Origin of the sequence: Rathayibacter sp. AY1B5 (assembly GCF_002932795.1) — a bacterium.
Taxonomy (GTDB): domain Bacteria; phylum Actinomycetota; class Actinomycetes; order Actinomycetales; family Microbacteriaceae; genus Rathayibacter.
This window is the reverse complement of sequence record NZ_PSWM01000041.1, coordinates 1-16,959: the sequence shown is the minus strand read 5'-3', so window position 1 is coordinate 16,959 and position 16,959 is coordinate 1. Positions and strand designations below refer to the sequence as shown.

The window sequence follows — 16,959 nt, the reverse complement described above, 5'->3', positions numbered from 1 at the left end:
GGGCGGCCGCCTCATCCGCGGCTGGGAGGAGGGCTGGCTCGACCTGCCGCTCGAGGTCGGCGACGCCCTGGGCTCCGCGGTGCTGGGAGCCGCGGCCGGGCAGACGGTCGTCGCCGACTCCACGACCGTCCTGCTCTACAAGCTCGCCCGCGCGGCGATCGCCCGCCAGGCGGAGCAGGGGCGCGACGAGATCGTCGTGGACACCGACAACTTCCCCACCGACCGGTACGTGCTGGAGGGCATCGCGGCCGAGACCGGCAGCACGCTCCGCTGGATCGACTCCGACCCCGGGAGCGGCGTCGGCCCCGACGACCTCGCCCCGGTGCTCGGCGAGCGGACGGCGCTGGTGCTGCTCAGCCACGTCGCCTACCGCTCGGGGTTCCTCGCCGACGCCGCGGCGATCACCGCCCAGGCGCACGAGGCCGGCGCGCTCGTGCTCTGGGACGCCTCCCACTCCGTCGGCTCGGTGCCGCTCGAGCTCGACGCGTGGGGCGCGGACCTCGCGGTCGGCTGCTCCTACAAGTACCTCAACGGAGGCCCGGGGGCGCCCGCGTGGGCGTACGTCGCCTCCCGGCACCAGGGCTCGCTCGCGCAGCCGGTCCAGGGCTGGATGGGCGTCGCCGACATGTTCGAGATGGGCCCCGGCTACCGTCCGGCCGAGGGGATGCGGCGCTTCCTCAGCGGGACCCCGCCGATCACGGGGATGCTCGCGATGCAGGACATGATCGCGCTGATCGCCTCGGTGGGCATGACCGCGGTGCGCGCGAAGTCCGAGGCGATGACGGCGTACGCGCTGGAGCTGGCCGACGCGTGGCTGGTGCCGCGAGGGGTGCGGGTGGCGACTCCGCTCGACCCCGCCCGGCGCGGATCGCACGTGACCATCGCGCACGAGTCGTTCGCCGGCCTCGTGCCGCGGCTGCAGGCGGAGGGGATCGTGCCGGACTTCCGGCGGCCCGACGGCATCCGGATCGGTCTCTCTCCGCTGTCGACCACCTTCGCCGAGCTGGAGCTGGGCATGGCGGCCGTCCGCGACAACGGCTACGACATCAGCGACTTCTACGGAGTGGACGAGCGCTTCGGGCACCACGGCGACGTCGTCGAGGTGATCCGGACCGCCCACGACCGTGGGATGCGCGTGATCGTCGACCTCGTCGTCAACCACACCTCGGACCAGCACCCCTGGTTCCTGGCCGCCCGCTCCTCCCCCGACAGCCCGTACCGCGACTACTACGTCTGGCGCGACGAGCCGCCCGCCGATCAGCCGGCGAACGTGTTCCCGGACGCGGAGGACGGCGTCTGGTTCCGCGACGAGGAGGCCGGCCAGTACTACCTGCACCACTTCTACCGGCACCAGCCGGACCTCAACACCGAGAACCCTGCCGTGCGCGACGAGATCGCGAAGCTCATCGGATTCTGGCTGCAGCTGGGCGTCGACGGCTTCCGGGTCGACGCGGTTCCGTACCTGATCGAGCCCGGCGAACGCGACGAGCACGAGTGGCTGCGCCTGCTGCGCCGCTTCGTCTCTCGGCGCTCCGGCGAGGCGATGCTGCTGGGCGAGGTCAACGTGACCCGCGAGGAGCAGCTCGGCTTCTTCGGCGGCGAGGACGCGGACGAGCTGTCGATGCAGTTCGACTTCATCGGCAATCAGCGCCTCTACCTCGCGCTGGCCCGGGAGGAGGCGGCGCCGCTCGTGGAGGCGCTCGCGAGCCGCCCCGAGATCTCCGTCGGCAGCCAGTGGGCGAACTTCGCGCGCAACCACGACGAGCTCACCCTCGACCAGCTGAGCGACGACGAGCGCGACGAGGTCTTCGCGGCGTTCGCGCCGGAGCAGTCGCAGCGGATCCACGGGCGCGGCATCGTCCGCCGCCTCCCGCCGATGGTCGACGGCGACCTCCGCCGCGTCCGCCTGGTCCACAGCCTGGTCTTCTCGCTGCCCGGGGCCCCGGTGCTGTACTACGGCGAGGAGATCGGGATGGGCGAGAACGCCGACATCCCGGGCCGCAGCGCCGTGCGGACCCCGATGCAGTGGAGCAGCGCGGCCAACGGCGGGTTCTCGCGCGCCGACGCGGCCGACCTGATCGCCGCCCCACCCGGCGGCGGCTTCGGACCCGAGCACGTGAACGCGGCCGCGCAGCTCCAGGATCCGGACTCCCTCCTGGCTCACGTGAAGGGCCTCGCCTGGCTGTACCGGCGGTCGCCCGAGATCGGCTGGGGCGAGTACACGCACCTCCCCTGCGACGAGGCGAGCGTGCTCGCGCACCGGATGTCCGCGTCGACCGGCTCGACCGTCGCGGTGCACAACCTGGCGTCGAACCCGCGCACGGCGCACCTGACGCTCCCCGACACCCCCGCCGGGGCGCGGCTGGTCGACTCGCTCGGCGGCGAGTCGCTGCCGCTCGGCGAGGACGGCACCGTGTCGGTGTCCCTCGACGGCTACGGCGCGCGCTGGTTCCGCGTGGTCACGGAGGAGTCGCGCCGGCTGGTCTGAGCGGAGCGCCGGGCTCCGGACGTCGGTCCGCCGGCCGCTCGTCGTGCGCCCGCCGCCCTTCCGACAGTCCAGGAGTCGTCGCAGTCGAGCTCGAGTGCGACGACTCTCGGCGTTTCGACGGAGGCGGGAGGCAGGGGGACGAGGGGACGAGCGCGCCACGAACGAAACGTTACGCACGGGAGCATGCGCACTCGTTGACGCCGGCATCCTCTCCCGCCTACCGTGAAGCGCAACGTTTCGCCCCTCGCCGCACCAGGAGGACCCCCATGGCCCCCACTCCGCCGAGCCACCGTGTCCTCGCGAGCGGCAGCCGCATCCCCGCGATCGGCGCCGGGACGTTCGGCTCCGACCGCTACGACGCCGAGACCGTCGGCCTCGCGGTCGAGCACTCCCTCCGCGCCGGCTTCCGCCTCCTCGACTGCGCCACCGTCTACGGCAACGAGCCGCGCGTCGGCAGGGCGATCGCCGAGTCCGGAGTCGACCGCGACGAGCTCTTCGTCATGTCGAAGATCTGGAACGACGCGCACGAGCCCGCCGCGGCCGTCGCCTCCGTCGAGCGCTCGCTCGCCGACCTCGGCCTCGACGTGCTCGACGCCGTCTTCGTGCACTGGCCCTTCCCCAACCACCACCCCCCGCACGCCGAGACCGACGCGCGCGATCCGCACGCCCGCCCGTACGTCCACGAGGCGTTCCTCGAGACCTGGCGCGCGCTCGAGAGCCTGGTCGACCGGGGACTCGTCCGGCACCTCGGCACCTCCAACGTCACGATCCCCAAGCTCGAGCGGATCCTCGCCGACGTCCGCATCGCCCCGCAGCTGAACGAGATGGAGCTGCACCCCTGCTTCCAGCAGCCGGAGCTGTTCCGCTTCTGCCTCGACCACCGCGTCCAGCCGATCGGCTACTCCCCGCTGGGCTCGCCGTCGCGGCCCGAGCGCGACCGGGTGGAGGGCGACATCGTCGACATCGAGCACCCCGCGGTGCGGGCGATCGCCGACGAGCGCGGCGTGCATCCGGCCGTCGTGTGCCTCGCCTGGGCGGTGAACCGCGGCCAGATCCCGATCCCGTTCGCGGTGAAGCCGGAGCAGATCGAGGCGAACCTGGCCGCCGCCTCCCTGGTGCTCACGGCCGAGGAGCAGGAGGCGCTGCGCGGCGCCGAGCACAACAACCGGCTGATCAAGGGCCAGGTCTTCCTCTGGCCCGGCAGCACCGGCTGGCTCGACCTGTGGGACGCCGACGGCACGATCCCGGGCTGGAGCGGCTACGGCTCGCCCAGCGCCACCCTGTGACGTGGCCACCTACAAGGACCTGCAGCGGCTGACCGGGCTCTCGCTCTCGACCATCTCGAAGCACTACAACGGGCTCCCCGTGCGCCCCGAGAACCGGGCCGCGATCGAGGCGGCGGCGGCCGAGGTCGGCTTCCGCGTCAACGGCTTCGCGCGCGGCCTGCGCTCGCGGCGCTCCCGCACGGTCGGGGTGCTGCTGCCCGCCCTCGACAACGAGTTCCACCTCTCGATCATCGCGGGCCTCGAGCGGGCGCTGCGCGAGGAGGGCATCGGCGTGCTGGTCGGCGTGAGCCGCCCGGAGCCGGGCGCGGCGGTCGACCTGCTGCTCGAGAAGATGGTCGACGGGATCGTGGCGGTGCCGTCCGCGGGCGACGTCGACGCGCTGCGCCGCGCCTCCGAGCAGGGCACCCCCGTGGTGGTAGTCGACTGGATCGACGACGCCCTGGTCACCGATCGCGTCGCGCTCGACAACGCGGGCGCCGGCGCCTCCGCCGCCCGCCACCTCCTCGACCACGGCCACCGCTCGATCGCCGTGCTCGGCGGGGAGGACGGAGTGTCCTCCACCCGGGAGCGGACGGCCGGCTTCCTCGCCGCGCTGGCCGACCGCGGCGTGCACCCCGCAGACGACGCCGTGGTCCGCGGCCCGCTGACGGTCGAGAGCGGGGTCGCCGCCGTCGAGCGGATCCTCGCCCTGAGCCCCCGGCCGACCGCCCTGTTCGCGAGCAACCGAGAGCTGACGGTCGGCGCCCTGATCGCGCTGGGCGACTCCGGACTGCGCGTGCCGGCGGACCTCTCCGTCGTCGGCTTCGACAACGTCGAGCTGGCCCGCGTGGTCCTCCCGCACCTGACCACGATCGCCCAGCCGACGGAGGCGATCGCCGCCGAGGCCGCCGCCCTCGTCCGCCTCCGCCTCGACTCCGGGGCGGAGCAGCCCGGCCCCCAGGAGCGGAGGCTCCCCGGCCGCCTGCTCGCCGGCTCGTCCGTCGCCCACCTCCACGACCTCTAGGAGCTCCTCTTGCTGACCACGACCCTCCTCCACCCCGAGATCCTGCACGCGCTCGCCCGCGCCGGCCACGGCTCCCGCGTCCTCATCGCCGACGGCAACTACCCCGTCGGCACCACGCTCGGCCCGAACTCGGCCCTGGTGCACCTGAACCTCCGGCCCGACATGCTGACCGTCGACGAGATCCTCGACGCACTGCTCTCGGCGATCGTCGTCGAGGAGGCGACGGTCATGACCCCCGCGCCCGGGATCGACGTCCCCGCGCAGGACGCGTTCCGCCGGTCCCTCGACGGCGTCCCCTTCACCTCCCTCGAGCGGCACGCCTTCTACGCCGAGGCGCGCACGCCCGACGTCGCGCTCACCATCGCCTCGGGCGACCGCCGTATCTACGCGAACCTCATCCTCACGATCGGCGTGCGCCCGGCCGACGCATCCTGAGCGGGCGGGCGGGGCGTCGTCCCGCCCGCCCACCGCGACTCCTCGCGAGTCGCAGGGCTCGCGAGCGAGTACCGCGACGTCCCCGGAGTCGCGCGGGCCCGGCCCCGCTCCCTGAGAGTCCACGAGGCGTTCTCACGGCCGGCATCCCTACTCTGGTCGGCGTGGATCTCGACACCCTCCTCAACATCGGCCTCGTCGTGCTGTTCGTCCTCCTCGGAGGCGTCTTCGCGGGCACCGAGATGGCCATCGTCAGCCTCCGCGAGAGCCAAGTCCGCGCGATCGAGGCCGGCAGCGAGCGCGGCCGGCGCATCGCCGAGCTGGTCCGCAACCCCAACACGTTCCTCTCCGCGGTCCAGATCGGCGTCACCCTCGCCGGCTTCTTCTCCTCGGCGTACGGCGCCTCGACCATCGCGCCCGATCTCGTGCCGCCGCTGCAGTCGCTCGGCCTCTCGGCCTCCGCCGCCTCCACCGTCGCCCTGATCCTGATGACCCTCGTCATCGCGTACCTCTCCCTGGTGCTGGGCGAGCTGGTCCCCAAGCGCCTGGCGATGCAGAAGTCCGTCACGTTCACCAAGGCTCTCGCGCCCCCGCTCAACGCCCTCGCGCGCCTGATGCGCCCCGTGATCTGGCTGCTGTCCGTCTCCACCGACGCCGTCGTCCGCCTCCTCGGCGCCGACCCGCGCGAGAAGGGCGAGAGCGTCTCGGCCGACGAGGTGCGCGACATGATCTCCAGCAACACCGAGATCCACGAGGACAGCCGCCGGCTGCTGACCGACATCTTCCGCGCGGACGACCGCCGCGTCGCCGAGGTGATGCGCCCTCGCCCGGACGTCGACTTCCTCCGCGGCGCGCTCAGCGTGGCCGAGGGCTACGCGGCGGTCCTCGACCAGCCGCACTCGCGCTACCCGGTGGTCGGCGACGACTTCGACGACGTGCTCGGCTTCGTCCACGTGCGCGACCTGATGTCCGCGTTCCCGGAGGCGGGCCGCGCCGGAACCGCGAGCAGCGTCGCCGACATCACCCGCCCGATCCTCGCGGTCCCCGGGACGACGAAGGTGCTCGCGGCGCTGCGCACCATGCGCCAGGACGGCCACCAGATCGCCGTCGTCATCGACGAGTACGGCGGGACCGACGGCATCATCACGCTGGAGGACCTGCTCGAGGAGCTCGTCGGCGAGATCTACGACGAGTACGACGGCGCCCGCCAGGCGGTCGACGCGAAGGCCGCCGAGCAGCTGCACGACGTCGACGGCGGGATGATCCTCGAGGACCTGGCGGAGCAGCTGGGCATCGAGCTGCCCGAGGGCCCGTACGAGACGGTCGGCGGGTTCGTCCTCGACCGGATCGGCCGCGTCGCCGTGGTGGGCGACTCCGTCCTCGTCGGCGACCACCTGCTCCGTGTGGCCGAGACCGACCGCTACCGCATCTCGCGGCTGACCCTCGTGCCGCAGCCGGCGTCGGAGCCGAGCGGGCCGACGACGCCCGTCGTCTGACGGGCGACCGGCCGCCCCTAGGGCAGCGGGCCCTCCACCCAGCGCGTGGCGACGCGGCCCCGGGCTCCGGGCTGCGCGATCCACAGTCCGCCGGCGTGCGGATGACGAGCCCGCTCGTCCGCCGAGAGGTCGCGCGATGCGGAGGTGACGACCGCGAGGTCCAGGTCCTCCCCCGCGAAGGCGATGCTGGAGGAGTGCGGGGCGTCGATCCTGATGCCCTCGCCCTCGACCGGGCTGCCGTCGGCCTCGAAGACCCGCACGCCGCTCCCGCCCCAGACCGCGACCCACACGCGGCCGTCGGCGTCCACGGTCAGTCCGTCGGCGAACACGCCCTCCTCGAGCTCGACGAAGGGCTCGCGCGGGCCGTGCTCGGCGTCCGCGTAGGAGCGGCGGTGGATCACGCCCGACTCGGTGTCGGCCGAGTACAGCACGGAGCCGTCCGGCGAGAAGCCGAGCCCGTTCGAGAGCCGCAGGTCGTCGTCGAGCACGGTGACGGATCCGTCGTGCTCGATGCGCAGCAGGACGTCGTCGCCCGCCGACTCGCCGAGGGTCAGCGAGCCGACGAGGAGGCGCCCCTGCGGGTCGATCGTGCCGTCGTTGAAGCGGTGCCCCTCCGGCAGCAGCTCGGAGCCGCGCGTGAGGGAGCCGTCGACCTCCAGGATCGCGAGCCGTCGGGTCAGCGCGACCAGCGTCCGCCCGTCGCCCAGCGGCAGCGCGGCGCCGACCTGCTCGCCGACGTCGGTGCGCGAGATGGCGCCGACCCCCTCCGCCGTGACGGGTGCGGAGAGGACCGCGCCGGCCTCGATGTCGACCCAGGTGAGGCGGGCGGTGTCCGGATCCCAGACGGGCCCCTCGCTGAGGACGTAGGTGGGGGTGCCCGCGGGCGTCGCGTCGATCATGCCTCCACGCTAGGCCGAGGAGGCGGGCGGCGTCAGGCCCCGCGGGACGGATCCGGGCTCGAGCCCACCGCGCCGCGCTCCGGATCCGGACCGATGAGCACCGCGCCTCGCTCCGCGTCCGGGTGGGCACCGATCCCCCGGATACACCCGTTCGGCGGTCCGTGACAAGGGGTGAATAGCCCGGCGATACGGACCCGCCCGCGGGTCTAGTGTCGTCTCGCCGCGCTCGGGACAGCGTTCCTCCGCAACGACGCCGGGGCGACAGGAAGGCGCTCGCCATGTCGACATCCACCAGTCCGCGCGGCCCGGTCCGGAGCCTCGTGCCCGCCCGCATCGACAGGCTCCCCTGGACCCGCTTCCACTGGTCGATCGTCGTCGGCCTCGGCTTCTCGTGGGTCCTGGACGGACTCGAGATCCAGATCGTCGCGTCCGCCGGCTTCGCGAAGGAGTTCGGGCTCTCGGCCTTCGAGGTCGGCCTGCTCGGGACGATCTACCTGGTCGGCCAGATCGCGGGCGCCCTCATCTTCGGCCGGCTGAGCGACAAGCTCGGGCGGCGGAAGCTGTTCATCCTGACGCTCGTCATCTACCTGGTCGCCAGCGGCCTGGCGGGACTCGCGCCGAACTACGCCTTCCTCGCCGTGTTCCGCTTCTTCGCGGGCATGGGGATCGGCGGCGAGTACGCGGCGATCAACTCCGCGATCGACGAGCTCATCCCCTCCAAGTACCGCGGCCGCGTCGACATCGCGATCAACGGCACCTACTGGGGCGGCGCGGCTCTCGGCTCCGCGGCCAACCTGTTCTTCCTGAACGACGCCCTCTTCGCCGAGAACGTCGGCTGGCGCCTCGGCTTCTTCCTCGGCCCGATCCTGGGCCTGGCGATCATCTACCTCCGCCGCCACATCCCCGAGAGCCCGCGCTGGCTGATGACCCACGGCCGCGAGGAGGAGGCGGAGCGCACCGTCGACGAGATCGAGCGCCGGGTGGAGGCCGAGGGCGGGGTGCTCGAGCCCGTCGACGACGCGAAGGCGATCACCGTGAAGGCGACGGAGAGCATCCCGTTCCGCACCATCGCCCGCGTGCTGCTGCGCCAGTACCCGAAGCGGACGCTGGTGGGCGCGACGATGATGATCACCCAGTCGTTCCTCTACAACGCGATCTTCTTCACCTACGCGCTGGTGCTGGAGAACTTCTACGGAGTCGAGCAGAGCGCGATCTCGTACTTCTTCTTCCCGTTCGCGATCGGCAACCTCGTCGGCCCGCTGGTGCTGGGCCACCTGTTCGACGTCTGGGGCCGGCGGAAGATGATCTTCCTCACCTACGGCGTCTCGGGAGCGGTCCTGGCCGTGTCCGCCGTCCTGTTCAGCATGGACGTGCTGACCGCGACGACGCAGACGATCCTCTGGTGCGTGTCGTTCTTCTTCGCCTCCGCGGGGGCCTCGAGCGCCTACCTCACCGTGAGCGAGATCTTCCCGCTCGAACTGCGCAGCCAGGCGATCTCGTACTTCTTCACTCTCGGCCAGATCGCCGGAGCTGTCGCCCCCGCCCTCTACGGCGCCCTGATCGGCGACGGCAGCGACCGCGGCCCGCTGACGATCGGCTACTTCGTCGGCGCCGCCGTGATGATCCTCGGCGGCGTGATCGCCCTGATCTTCGGCGTCGATGCCGAGCGCCGCAGCCTCGAGAGCATCACCGAGCCGCTGTCGACGGTGAAGTCCTGAGGGCGGATCACCCTCTCCCTCCCGCGAGATGCCACTTATGACGCTCCCTGACGGCGTGTCTCCCTCACAGGTGGCATCTCGCGAGCGGAGCCGGGCGGCATCCCGCGAGATGCCAGTTGAGTACGCGACACGCCGGGCGAGGCGTACCGAAGTGGCATCTCGCGGATGAGCGCGGGGCGGAGGGGCGCGGCGCTCAGTGGCTGGGGCGGTAGCCCGTCCGATCGTCGGGGGTGATCGCGCGGAGGACGCGGGCGGGGACGCCTGCGGCGATCGTGAGCGGAGGGACGTCGCGGGTGACGACGCTGCCCGAGCGGCGGGCGGTGTCCGGATCCCAGACGGCCCCTCGCTCAAGTCCCAGTGACATGCCACCTGTGACGGTGTTCCTCGGCCTGTCCCGGACGCAGATGGCATCTCGCGGTCACCGGGCGCGCAGTCAGGGGTCGGCGCGCCCGAGCGCATCGACTCCTCGGCGACAGCGTCGCGCTGAGAACACGACGAGGAGATGGAGAACCGGCCATACAGAGAACATCGCCGCGAAGCCCGGCAGTCGGGCGACGTCGACCGTTCCTGTGGAGAGCGCATCGAGACAGGCGTACGCAATCACCGACACGACCCAGGACGGGAGCGGGGCTGCGTAAGCGTGACTCTCGGTGGCCTCATGAGAGCGGCGACAGGTGGTCAGCGCGGAGGCCGTAGCTGCTACGACCAGATACAGAACGAATCCGACCATGAGCGCGCCCCCGAGGAAAGGAGCGGCAGCGAAGGTCACGGCGACCACCAGCGCTCCGATACCCGCGAAAGCCACAAGGGTCCTCATCGAATCGCCTCTCAGTTTCAACTCCTGACGGTGAGATTGCTCATGTTCTTCTGGAAGATCGACCATTGACCGGCTGCCCCGGTCAGGTAGGCGGGCCTGCCGAAGCCCCCCGGATTGTCGTTGACGATGTAGCCGTGGACACTAAGAGTGAAGGTTCCCTCACCTGGCTTCTTGAAGAAGGCGAAGGTTATTCGAGAGCCGAGGCCATCCACATGACCCTCGGCTGAATCGAACATGAAAGAGTAGGTGGGCTCGTCTGGGAAGGGCCCCACTCGCTCTTGCTTGAAAGTACAGTGAAGGTTCATCAGGCCGATACTCAGGGGTGAGTCCCCTCCTGCAGCGGGAAAATCTCTTGGCGCCCCGGGTACGGGGAAATAGCAGTTGAAGCATCCGTGAAGAACCTTCTGCGCCACTCCCGGAGTTGTAGAGCCGATCCCATAGTCCATGGTATGACTCCATGCGGGATCGGCTACGAGAGGGTACCTAACATCTTCCGGACTCTCGATGATTTGACGTAGATAGTCTCCATCTACCTCAAAATGCGTTGAGACATCAGCACCCGATGCGTCTCTCGCCCAGGGCTTCTCCACATAAAGAGTCTTCCCGTTCTCGAGGAAAAGATAAACACTTCCATCGACGTTGTCGAGATGACTCTCGATGTGGAAGGAAACCCGCATCTCATCGAGATGCTCGGAGTTGTACGTTGAGAAGAGAATCTGCGCTCCCGTCGGAGTGGAACGGATAGCAGTCGCAAACTCGTTATTAGGCGTTGAGAACTAAGTGAAGTCGTCTTGCGCGGAGCGCTCCTGCTCCGCGCCTGAACTCAAACCCAGATCAACGGAAGAAGTTTGATCGATAGTGGTCACAGAGACAGCCGGACCAGCAAGACCCTCGAATGCAGTAGCGCTCGGGCCGAGACTTATAGTGGTTTCAGGGGATGATGGAAGCAGGAGTTCGCCCGCAAGTGATTGCATGAGTACGATCGGATCGCCGCGCACGTCTGCTGGCTGACCTGCCGCCACAGGGGCCCCGATACCGACGGCGACGAGTAGTGCCACCATTGCCTTGGACTTTCTTAACCGCATAAAGCTCCTATGATTGTTCGGAGATAATGCGACCTATCCTCACATCCCGGGGCCATCGATCGTCGAGATGGCGCCCTATGGAGCCTCATGGCACGCTGCGTTGATCGAGATGCTCTTCGTCTCGGTGACGCCAGCTCGGCCACGCGCCTTCGCTCAGTGGCTGGGGCGGTAGCCCGTCCGATCGTCGGGGGTGATCGCGCGGAGGACGCGGGCGGGGACGCCTGCGGCGATCGTGAGCGGAGGGACGTCGCGGGTGACGACGCTGCCCGAGCCGATCACGGCCCCGGCGCCGATGGTGACGCCCTGGTTGATCGTGACGCCACCGCCGATCCAGACACCGTCACCGACGACGACCGGCTTCGCGGTGCAGGCGCCGGCCGCCCGCTCGGCCGGGTCGAGCGCGTGGTTCGAGGTGTAGATCGAGACCCGCGGCCCGAAGAGGACGTCGTCGCCGATCGTGATGGGGGCGCCGTCGAGGAGGATGCAGTCGAAGTTCGCGTAGAAGCGGTCGCCGATCGTGATGTTGAACCCGAACTCGCAGCGGAACGTCGGCTCGAGATGCGTGTCCGCGCCCACCGAGGCGACGAGCTCGCGGAGCAGAGCCACCCGCTCGACCGGCGGGCGCCCGAAGCTCGCGTTGTAGGCGTTCGAGGCGAGCACCGCCCGCTCGCGCGCGGCGACGAGCTCGGGGGTCATGTCGTCGTACACGGCGCCGGTCAGGATGTGCGCGCGCTGGTCCTCGAGGGTCATCGTCGTCCGTTCGTCGGTGTCGGCGCCCCGACGGGCGCTCGCGCCCACGGTACGGGACCGCACGGCGTCAGCCCACGTGCACGCCAGGGCGGCGGTCGCGGCGCGACTCGGCGCGGCGGAGGACCTCGCGGGTGACGGGGGCGACCTCGCCGGTGCCGGTGATGAGGAAGCGGAACATGTTGGAGAGGGGGCCGCCCTCGGTCCACTCGAAGTAGACGTCCGGGATCACGCCGGTGAGGTCGCGGATCTCGAGCAGCACCGTGGCGATGGTGTTCGGGATGTTGCCGCTGGTCACCGTGAGCACGCGGAAGCCGTGGCAGACGCGGCCCTGCACGACCAGGTCCTCCTCGAAGTCGGAGGAGTCGGTGGTGTGCACCTCGAGGAAGAGCACCGGACCGCGCATCGGCAGGTTGCTGTCGCGCTGCTCCTCCGCCAGCTTGTCCCGGTACTCGGCCTCGGAGCCGTCGTCGGGCTCGTTCGCGAGGATGCGGATCACGCCGTAGTCGTCGGCGTCCGTGGTGAGGAAGTCGATCGCGGCGGCGTCGAACACCACGGAGGTGGCGCGCAGCTGGAACGAGCGGTGCACGCGCGAGACGAGCGAGACCGCGAGGATGCCGACGATGAAGACCGCCGCGATCCGCACGCCGTCGGGCCGCTCGACCACGTTGACCACCGTCGTGTAGACGAAGACCAGCGCGATGACCGCGAAGCCCACCGCCCGCTTGCGCTGCTTCTTGCGCTTCGCCGAGAGGAACACCGCGACGGACGCGGAGGTGATCAGCACCAGCACGCCGGTCGCGTAGGCCCCGCCCTGGGCGTCGACGTCGGCGCGGAAGAGGATCGTGATGACGAAGGCGACGACGGTGAAGACCAGCACGAGCGGACGCACGGCGCCGGCCCACTGCGGCGCCATGCCGTAGCGGGGCAGGTAGCGCGGGACGATGTTGAGCAGGCCGGCCAGGGCGGAGGCTCCCGCGAACCAGAGGATGCAGATCGTCGCGATGTCGTAGACCGTGCCGAAGCCCTCGCCGAGGTACTCGTGGGCGAGGTAGGCCAGCGCTCGGCCGTTCGCCTCGCCGCCGGGCTGGAACTGCGCCTGCGGGATGAGCAGCGTGGTCACGAAGCTCGAGGTGATGAGGAACGCCGACATCGTGACGGCGGCGGTGATGAGCAGCCGCTTCGCCCCGCGGATGCGGCCGACGGGGGCGTCCTCGGTGTCGTCCGCGTCGCCGCGGATCTGCGGCATGACCGCGACGCCGGTCTCGAAGCCGGAGAGCCCGAGCGCGAGCTTGGGGAACACGATGAGCGCGATGCCGACCATGATCAGCGGATTCCCGTGCTGGGTCGTGAGCGCCGACCACCAGTCGCCGATGACGACGGGGTTCTCGGCCACGTGCCCGATCGCCACGGCGATCACGATGGCGTTGAGCAGGAGGAACACGGCCACGAGCACGACCGCGATCGAGATGGCCTCGCGGAACCCGCGGAGGAACACGATCCCCAGCAGGGCGATCAGGCCCAGCGTGAGCGGCACCTCGGCCCCGTGGAACCAGGCCGGGGCGAACGGGTTCTCCACCGCGTGTGCCGTCGCGTCGGCCGCGGAGAGGGTGATCGTGATCATGAAGTCGGTGGCCGCGAACCCCAGCAGCACGAGGACGAAGAGCTTGCCGCCCCACCAGGGCAGCAGGCGCTCCAGCATCGCGATCGACCCCTCGCCGCGGAAGCTCTCGCGGGCCACGCGGCGGTAGACGGGGAGCGCGCCGAGCAGGGTCAGGACCACCAGGACGATCGTCGCGAGCGGCGAGACCAGGCCCGCGGCGAGCGCCGCGATCGCGGGCTGGTAGCCGAGGGTGGAGAAGTAGTCGACCCCGGTGAGGCACATGACGCGCCACCACGAGTGCGTCTTCCCGGTGGCCGCGTGGGGCCCGGGGTGGGCTCCGGAGTCGTCGCGGAGGCCCTCGAGGAGCCACGCCTTCACCCCGCCCGCGCGCGCGGAGGAGAGAGGGGAGGGTTCGAGGGCGTCGGGGTCGCCACGGACGACGGAAGAGGTCACTGGATGTTTCTACTCGCCGTGAGGAGCGCGCCCGCCCGGAATGAGCGGATCCTCACGCTTTCCTCACGGGTAATCGGCTGTGGAGGGACGTCGGCGCGCGATCCCGCGTCGTGAGGGCGTCGCGAGCGTCGTGTGAGCGGACCGTGCGGATGGGCCCGGTACGCGTCCGCGTTCCGTCAGGACCCCCGCTCACTCGCCGCCGCGGGCCGACGATGGCGCTCGTGCACCTGCTCCTCCGCCTCCTCGACTCCGGGCCCCGCTGGGGCCGCCACACCATCGGCACGAGCCGGTACGGCGTCGTCCGGAGCGAGCTCGTGGTCGTCGCGCCCGGCACCTCCGTCGAGGAACGGAGGCGCCTGCGCCTGCACGCGGCCGGTCCGCAGCTGGTCGTGGTCGCGATGGCCGCCGGCGCGGTCGGGACCCTCGCGCTCGACCGGCTGTCCCTCCTCCTGCTGGCCGCGCTCGCCCTGCCGACCGCGTCGCTCCTGCTCCGCTCGGCCCGCTCGACCCGCCGCCTCCGCCGGGCCTGCGCCCGCCGGCTCGTGATCGCGGACGTCGACTCCCCCGCCGTCGCCGAGCTGGCGGCGATCGCGGCCGTGCTGCGGCGGGCCGACCGGCTGCTCGACACCGGCGCCCTCACTCCGCTCGAGCACGAGGAGGTGTGGGCCTGCGCCCACGACCGGGTCGCGGGCCGCGTGGCTGACCGCCGCTCCCAGCCCCGGGCGGGAGGATCGGGGACGTCCGCCATCGATGGGAGCACCTCATGACCACACCGCGCCGCGCACTGATCCTCGTCGACGTGCAGCAGGAGTACTTCAGCGGTCCGCTCGAGATCCAGTACCCGCCGCACGCGCAGTCGCTGCCGAGGATCGCCGCCGCACTCGACTCCGCCGCCGCCGCGGGCCTCCCGATCGCCGTCGTCCAGCACAGCGCGGGCGAGGGCGCGTCGATCTTCGACCCCTCGGGCCCGTCCTTCGCGCTGCACCCGGAGATCGAGAAGCGCCGCTCGGACTCGTGGAAGAACGTCACGAAGCAGTTCGGCACGGTCTTCGCGGGCACCGACCTGCTCGACTGGCTGCGCGAGCACGACGTCGACACGATCACCCTCGTCGGCTACATGACCAACAACTGCATCCTCGCCTCGGCCGCCGAGGCGGAGACGCACGGGCTCCGCGCCGAGGTCCTCTCGGACGCGACGGGCGCGATCGCGATCACGAACGACGCGGGCTCGATCGACGCGCACTCCCTGCACACCACGCTGATGGCGCTGCTCAACTCGAACTTCGCCGCCGTCGCTCCGACCACCGTCTGGATCTCGGCGCTGAAGGGCGAGTACACGCTCCCCATGAGCACCCTGCCCGAGTCGGCGACGGCGGGCGCCGCACGCTGACCCCCGCGCCGCGCTGACGGGCACGACTCCGGCCTGATCGGCCGCCTCTACTCTCGGGGCATGGCCCTTCTGCACCGCGCGACGATCACCCCCGGGAAGCTCGAGATCGTGGAGACCTGGGCGCCGACGCAGCCCTGGTGCGAGGGCGGCGGATTCACGCAGCTCGGCGCCTACCGGTTCGACGACCCCGATGGCGAGGTGGGAGTGGAGACGCTCATCGTCCAGTCGAGCGGGCAGCCGCCGCTCCAGGTGCCGCTGACCTACCGCGGGTCGCCTCTCGTCGGCGGTGACGCGCATCTCCTGGCGACCGTCGAGCACACCGTCCTCGGCCGTCGCTGGGTCTACGACGGGGCCGGCGACCCGGTGGCGGTCGCCGCCTTCGCCGCGGCGATCCGCACCGGCGCCCGGGAGGTCGAGCAGTACTTCGAGGAGGACGGGAAGCGCGTCATGCGTCCGTCGACCGCCACGGTGCAGGGCAGCGGATCAGGCGCCGGAGCGTCCGGTCCGCCGTCGACGGTGCTCGTCCGCAGCGACGCACGGACCACCACGACCTCGGCCGACGGCCTGACTCTCGTTCTCGCACGGGTGCTCGCGCCGCCGTTCCTGGAGGGCGTGGACCGGCTGACCGGCACCTGGAGCGAGGCGCTCCCCGTCACCCTCGCCGTCCTGGCCTGAGGCGGCTCCGGCGGTCCGCCGCCATCCGTCGCCCGGGTCGTGGTCGACGGATGGCGGCGCCTCGGGAGGAACTGCTCACCGGCCCCTCGCGGCGCGGTGCCGCGGCGATCCGAAGGGGACTAGTCGTTCAGGTGCGCGATGGCGTAGTCGGCCTCGTCGCTCGTGAACTGCTCGCCGTACTCGCTGGTCAGCTGGTCGCGGATGGCCTCCGGCGCCATCGCCATCTGAGCCTGGTAGTCCTTCGCCTTCGCCAGCGCGTTGGCGTTCCAGTCGGCGGAGACGGTGTCCACCGCGTACTGCGCGGCCTCCGGCGAGAACTGCTCCCCGTACTCGGAGGTCAGCTGGCCGTACAGGCCCGCCTTGCTCATGTGGAGCATCTCGGAGTAGCTCTGCGCCTTGATGAGCGCCGAGGCGGACTCGGGCGAGACCTGCGCAGCCGCTGCCGTCTCGACAGGGGCGGGGGCGGGCGCGGCCGTCTCGACCGGGGCTGCTGTCTCGACGGGTGCGGGCTCCGCCGTCTCGACGACCGCCGCCTCCTCCGTGGCCGGCGCGACGGGAGCGGTGGTGGGCTGGGACGACTCGACGATCACGGCCGCCGGGCGGTCGCTCGAGGCCGAGTTCACGGCGGCTCCGAAGCCGATGGTCGTCAGCAGCGAGGCGAGGACGGCGAGACCGCCGAGGACGACCCCGGTGATCGACATCGCCTTCGACTGACCGCGGCGCAGGGCAAGGACGCCCAGGACGACGGCGGCGATGCCGACGAGTGCTCCGAAGACCGGCACGAGGCCGACGAGGAACGCGACGATGCCGACGACGAGTGCGGCGATGGCGAGGCCGGCCGGGCCGGTCGCGCGGGGGCGGGGAGGG

General features: G+C 71.2%; 15 protein-coding genes and 1 pseudogene. 10 read left to right on the top strand and 6 right to left on the bottom strand.

All coding sequences use genetic code 11. The features are described 5' to 3' along the window. The 6 genes and pseudogenes from C5D44_RS18615 to C5D44_RS17125 form a co-directional block, all read left to right on the top strand. Positions 1 to 1,033, top strand: a pseudogene (locus C5D44_RS18615) (kynureninase); the annotation flags it as partial. After that, positions 1,016 to 2,488 (top strand): alpha-amylase family glycosyl hydrolase, encoded by a 1,473-nt coding sequence (locus C5D44_RS18610; RefSeq protein WP_181118547.1) that lies wholly within the window; start codon positions 1,016 to 1,018, stop codon positions 2,486 to 2,488. The pseudogene C5D44_RS18615 and the gene C5D44_RS18610, both read left to right, overlap by 18 nt. Before the next feature lie 266 nt (positions 2,489 to 2,754). Further along, positions 2,755 to 3,774: an aldo/keto reductase gene (locus C5D44_RS17140; protein WP_104277892.1), complete on the top strand. Its 1,020-nt coding sequence runs from the start codon at positions 2,755 to 2,757 to the stop codon at positions 3,772 to 3,774. A 1-nt stretch (position 3,775) separates the two neighbouring features. Next, on the top strand, positions 3,776 to 4,777 hold the full coding sequence (locus C5D44_RS17135; RefSeq protein ID WP_104282347.1) for a LacI family DNA-binding transcriptional regulator: 1,002 nt from the start codon (positions 3,776 to 3,778) through the stop codon (positions 4,775 to 4,777). Positions 4,778 to 4,786: 9 nt separating this feature from the next. Continuing rightward, positions 4,787 to 5,212 (top strand): RbsD/FucU family protein, encoded by a 426-nt coding sequence (locus C5D44_RS17130; protein ID WP_104225080.1) that lies wholly within the window; start codon positions 4,787 to 4,789, stop codon positions 5,210 to 5,212. Positions 5,213 to 5,373: 161 nt separating this feature from the next. Then, positions 5,374 to 6,705 carry a hemolysin family protein gene (locus C5D44_RS17125; RefSeq protein ID WP_104277889.1) on the top strand — a complete coding sequence of 444 codons (1,332 nt, stop codon included), beginning with the start codon at positions 5,374 to 5,376 and terminating at the stop codon, positions 6,703 to 6,705. Positions 6,706 to 6,722: 17 nt separating this feature from the next. On the opposite strand, the gene C5D44_RS17120 is transcribed toward C5D44_RS17125, so the two are convergent. Next, positions 6,723 to 7,604, bottom strand: a complete 882-nt coding sequence (locus tag C5D44_RS17120; RefSeq protein ID WP_104282346.1) for an SMP-30/gluconolactonase/LRE family protein — start codon at positions 7,602 to 7,604, stop codon at positions 6,723 to 6,725. 278 nt (positions 7,605 to 7,882) lie between these two features. Here C5D44_RS17120 and C5D44_RS17115 point away from each other — a divergent pair, with 278 nt between their 5' ends. Then, positions 7,883 to 9,322 (top strand): MFS transporter, encoded by a 1,440-nt coding sequence (locus C5D44_RS17115; protein ID WP_104277887.1) that lies wholly within the window; start codon positions 7,883 to 7,885, stop codon positions 9,320 to 9,322. Between the two features lie 193 nt (positions 9,323 to 9,515). Here the strand turns inward: C5D44_RS17115 and C5D44_RS17110 are convergent, their stop codons facing one another. The 4 genes from C5D44_RS17110 to C5D44_RS17090 form a co-directional block, all read right to left on the bottom strand. Then, positions 9,516 to 9,686, bottom strand: a complete 171-nt coding sequence (locus C5D44_RS17110; protein WP_219812892.1) for a hypothetical protein — start codon at positions 9,684 to 9,686, stop codon at positions 9,516 to 9,518. A gap of 470 nt (positions 9,687 to 10,156) precedes the next feature. Beyond that, on the bottom strand, positions 10,157 to 10,816 hold the full coding sequence (locus C5D44_RS17830; protein WP_146088090.1) for a hypothetical protein: 660 nt from the start codon (positions 10,814 to 10,816) through the stop codon (positions 10,157 to 10,159). Between the two features lie 561 nt (positions 10,817 to 11,377). Then, positions 11,378 to 12,037 (bottom strand): sugar O-acetyltransferase, encoded by a 660-nt coding sequence (locus C5D44_RS18680; RefSeq protein WP_308471653.1) that lies wholly within the window; start codon positions 12,035 to 12,037, stop codon positions 11,378 to 11,380. A gap of 4 nt (positions 12,038 to 12,041) precedes the next feature. Beyond that, positions 12,042 to 14,027 carry an amino acid permease gene (locus C5D44_RS17090; protein WP_374954083.1) on the bottom strand — a complete coding sequence of 662 codons (1,986 nt, stop codon included), beginning with the start codon at positions 14,025 to 14,027 and terminating at the stop codon, positions 12,042 to 12,044. Positions 14,028 to 14,248: 221 nt separating this feature from the next. Here C5D44_RS17090 and C5D44_RS17085 point away from each other — a divergent pair, with 221 nt between their 5' ends. Genes C5D44_RS17085 through C5D44_RS17075 form a run of 3 tightly spaced genes read left to right on the top strand, consistent with a single transcriptional unit; the run spans position 14,249 to position 16,092 of the window. After that, complete coding sequence (locus C5D44_RS17085; protein ID WP_146088089.1) at positions 14,249 to 14,794, top strand: DUF6611 family protein; 546 nt, start codon at positions 14,249 to 14,251, stop codon at positions 14,792 to 14,794. After that, positions 14,791 to 15,417, top strand: coding sequence for an isochorismatase family protein (locus C5D44_RS17080; RefSeq protein ID WP_104282343.1), 627 nt, complete (start codon positions 14,791 to 14,793; stop codon positions 15,415 to 15,417). The genes C5D44_RS17085 and C5D44_RS17080 overlap by 4 nt, the downstream gene beginning before the upstream one ends. A 60-nt stretch (positions 15,418 to 15,477) precedes the next feature. Next, positions 15,478 to 16,092, top strand: a complete 615-nt coding sequence (locus tag C5D44_RS17075) for a hypothetical protein (RefSeq protein ID WP_104277882.1) — start codon at positions 15,478 to 15,480, stop codon at positions 16,090 to 16,092. 119 nt (positions 16,093 to 16,211) lie between these two features. Here C5D44_RS17075 and C5D44_RS17070 read toward each other — a convergent pair. Next, positions 16,212 to 16,959: Ltp family lipoprotein (locus C5D44_RS17070; protein WP_258068029.1), on the bottom strand; the 748-nt coding region annotated here is incomplete at its 5' end.

Bases quoted from the DNA above. Each gene is read 5' to 3' on its own strand.
- C5D44_RS17080 (WP_104282343.1), top strand. From the start codon at position 14,791: ATGACCACACCGCGCCGCGCACTGATCCTCGTCGACGTGCAGCAGGAG.
- C5D44_RS17115 (WP_104277887.1), top strand. From the start codon at position 7,883: ATGTCGACATCCACCAGTCCGCGCGGCCCGGTCCGGAGCCTCGTGCCC.
- C5D44_RS17120 (WP_104282346.1), bottom strand. From the start codon at position 7,604: ATGATCGACGCGACGCCCGCGGGCACCCCCACCTACGTCCTCAGCGAG.
- C5D44_RS17830 (WP_146088090.1), bottom strand. From the start codon at position 10,816: ATGCGGGTTTCCTTCCACATCGAGAGTCATCTCGACAACGTCGATGGA.
- C5D44_RS17110 (WP_219812892.1), bottom strand. From the start codon at position 9,686: ATGTCACTGGGACTTGAGCGAGGGGCCGTCTGGGATCCGGACACCGCC.
- C5D44_RS18610 (WP_181118547.1), top strand. From the start codon at position 1,016: ATGGCGGCCGTCCGCGACAACGGCTACGACATCAGCGACTTCTACGGA.
- C5D44_RS17140 (WP_104277892.1), top strand. From the start codon at position 2,755: ATGGCCCCCACTCCGCCGAGCCACCGTGTCCTCGCGAGCGGCAGCCGC.
- C5D44_RS17075 (WP_104277882.1), top strand. From the start codon at position 15,478: ATGGCCCTTCTGCACCGCGCGACGATCACCCCCGGGAAGCTCGAGATC.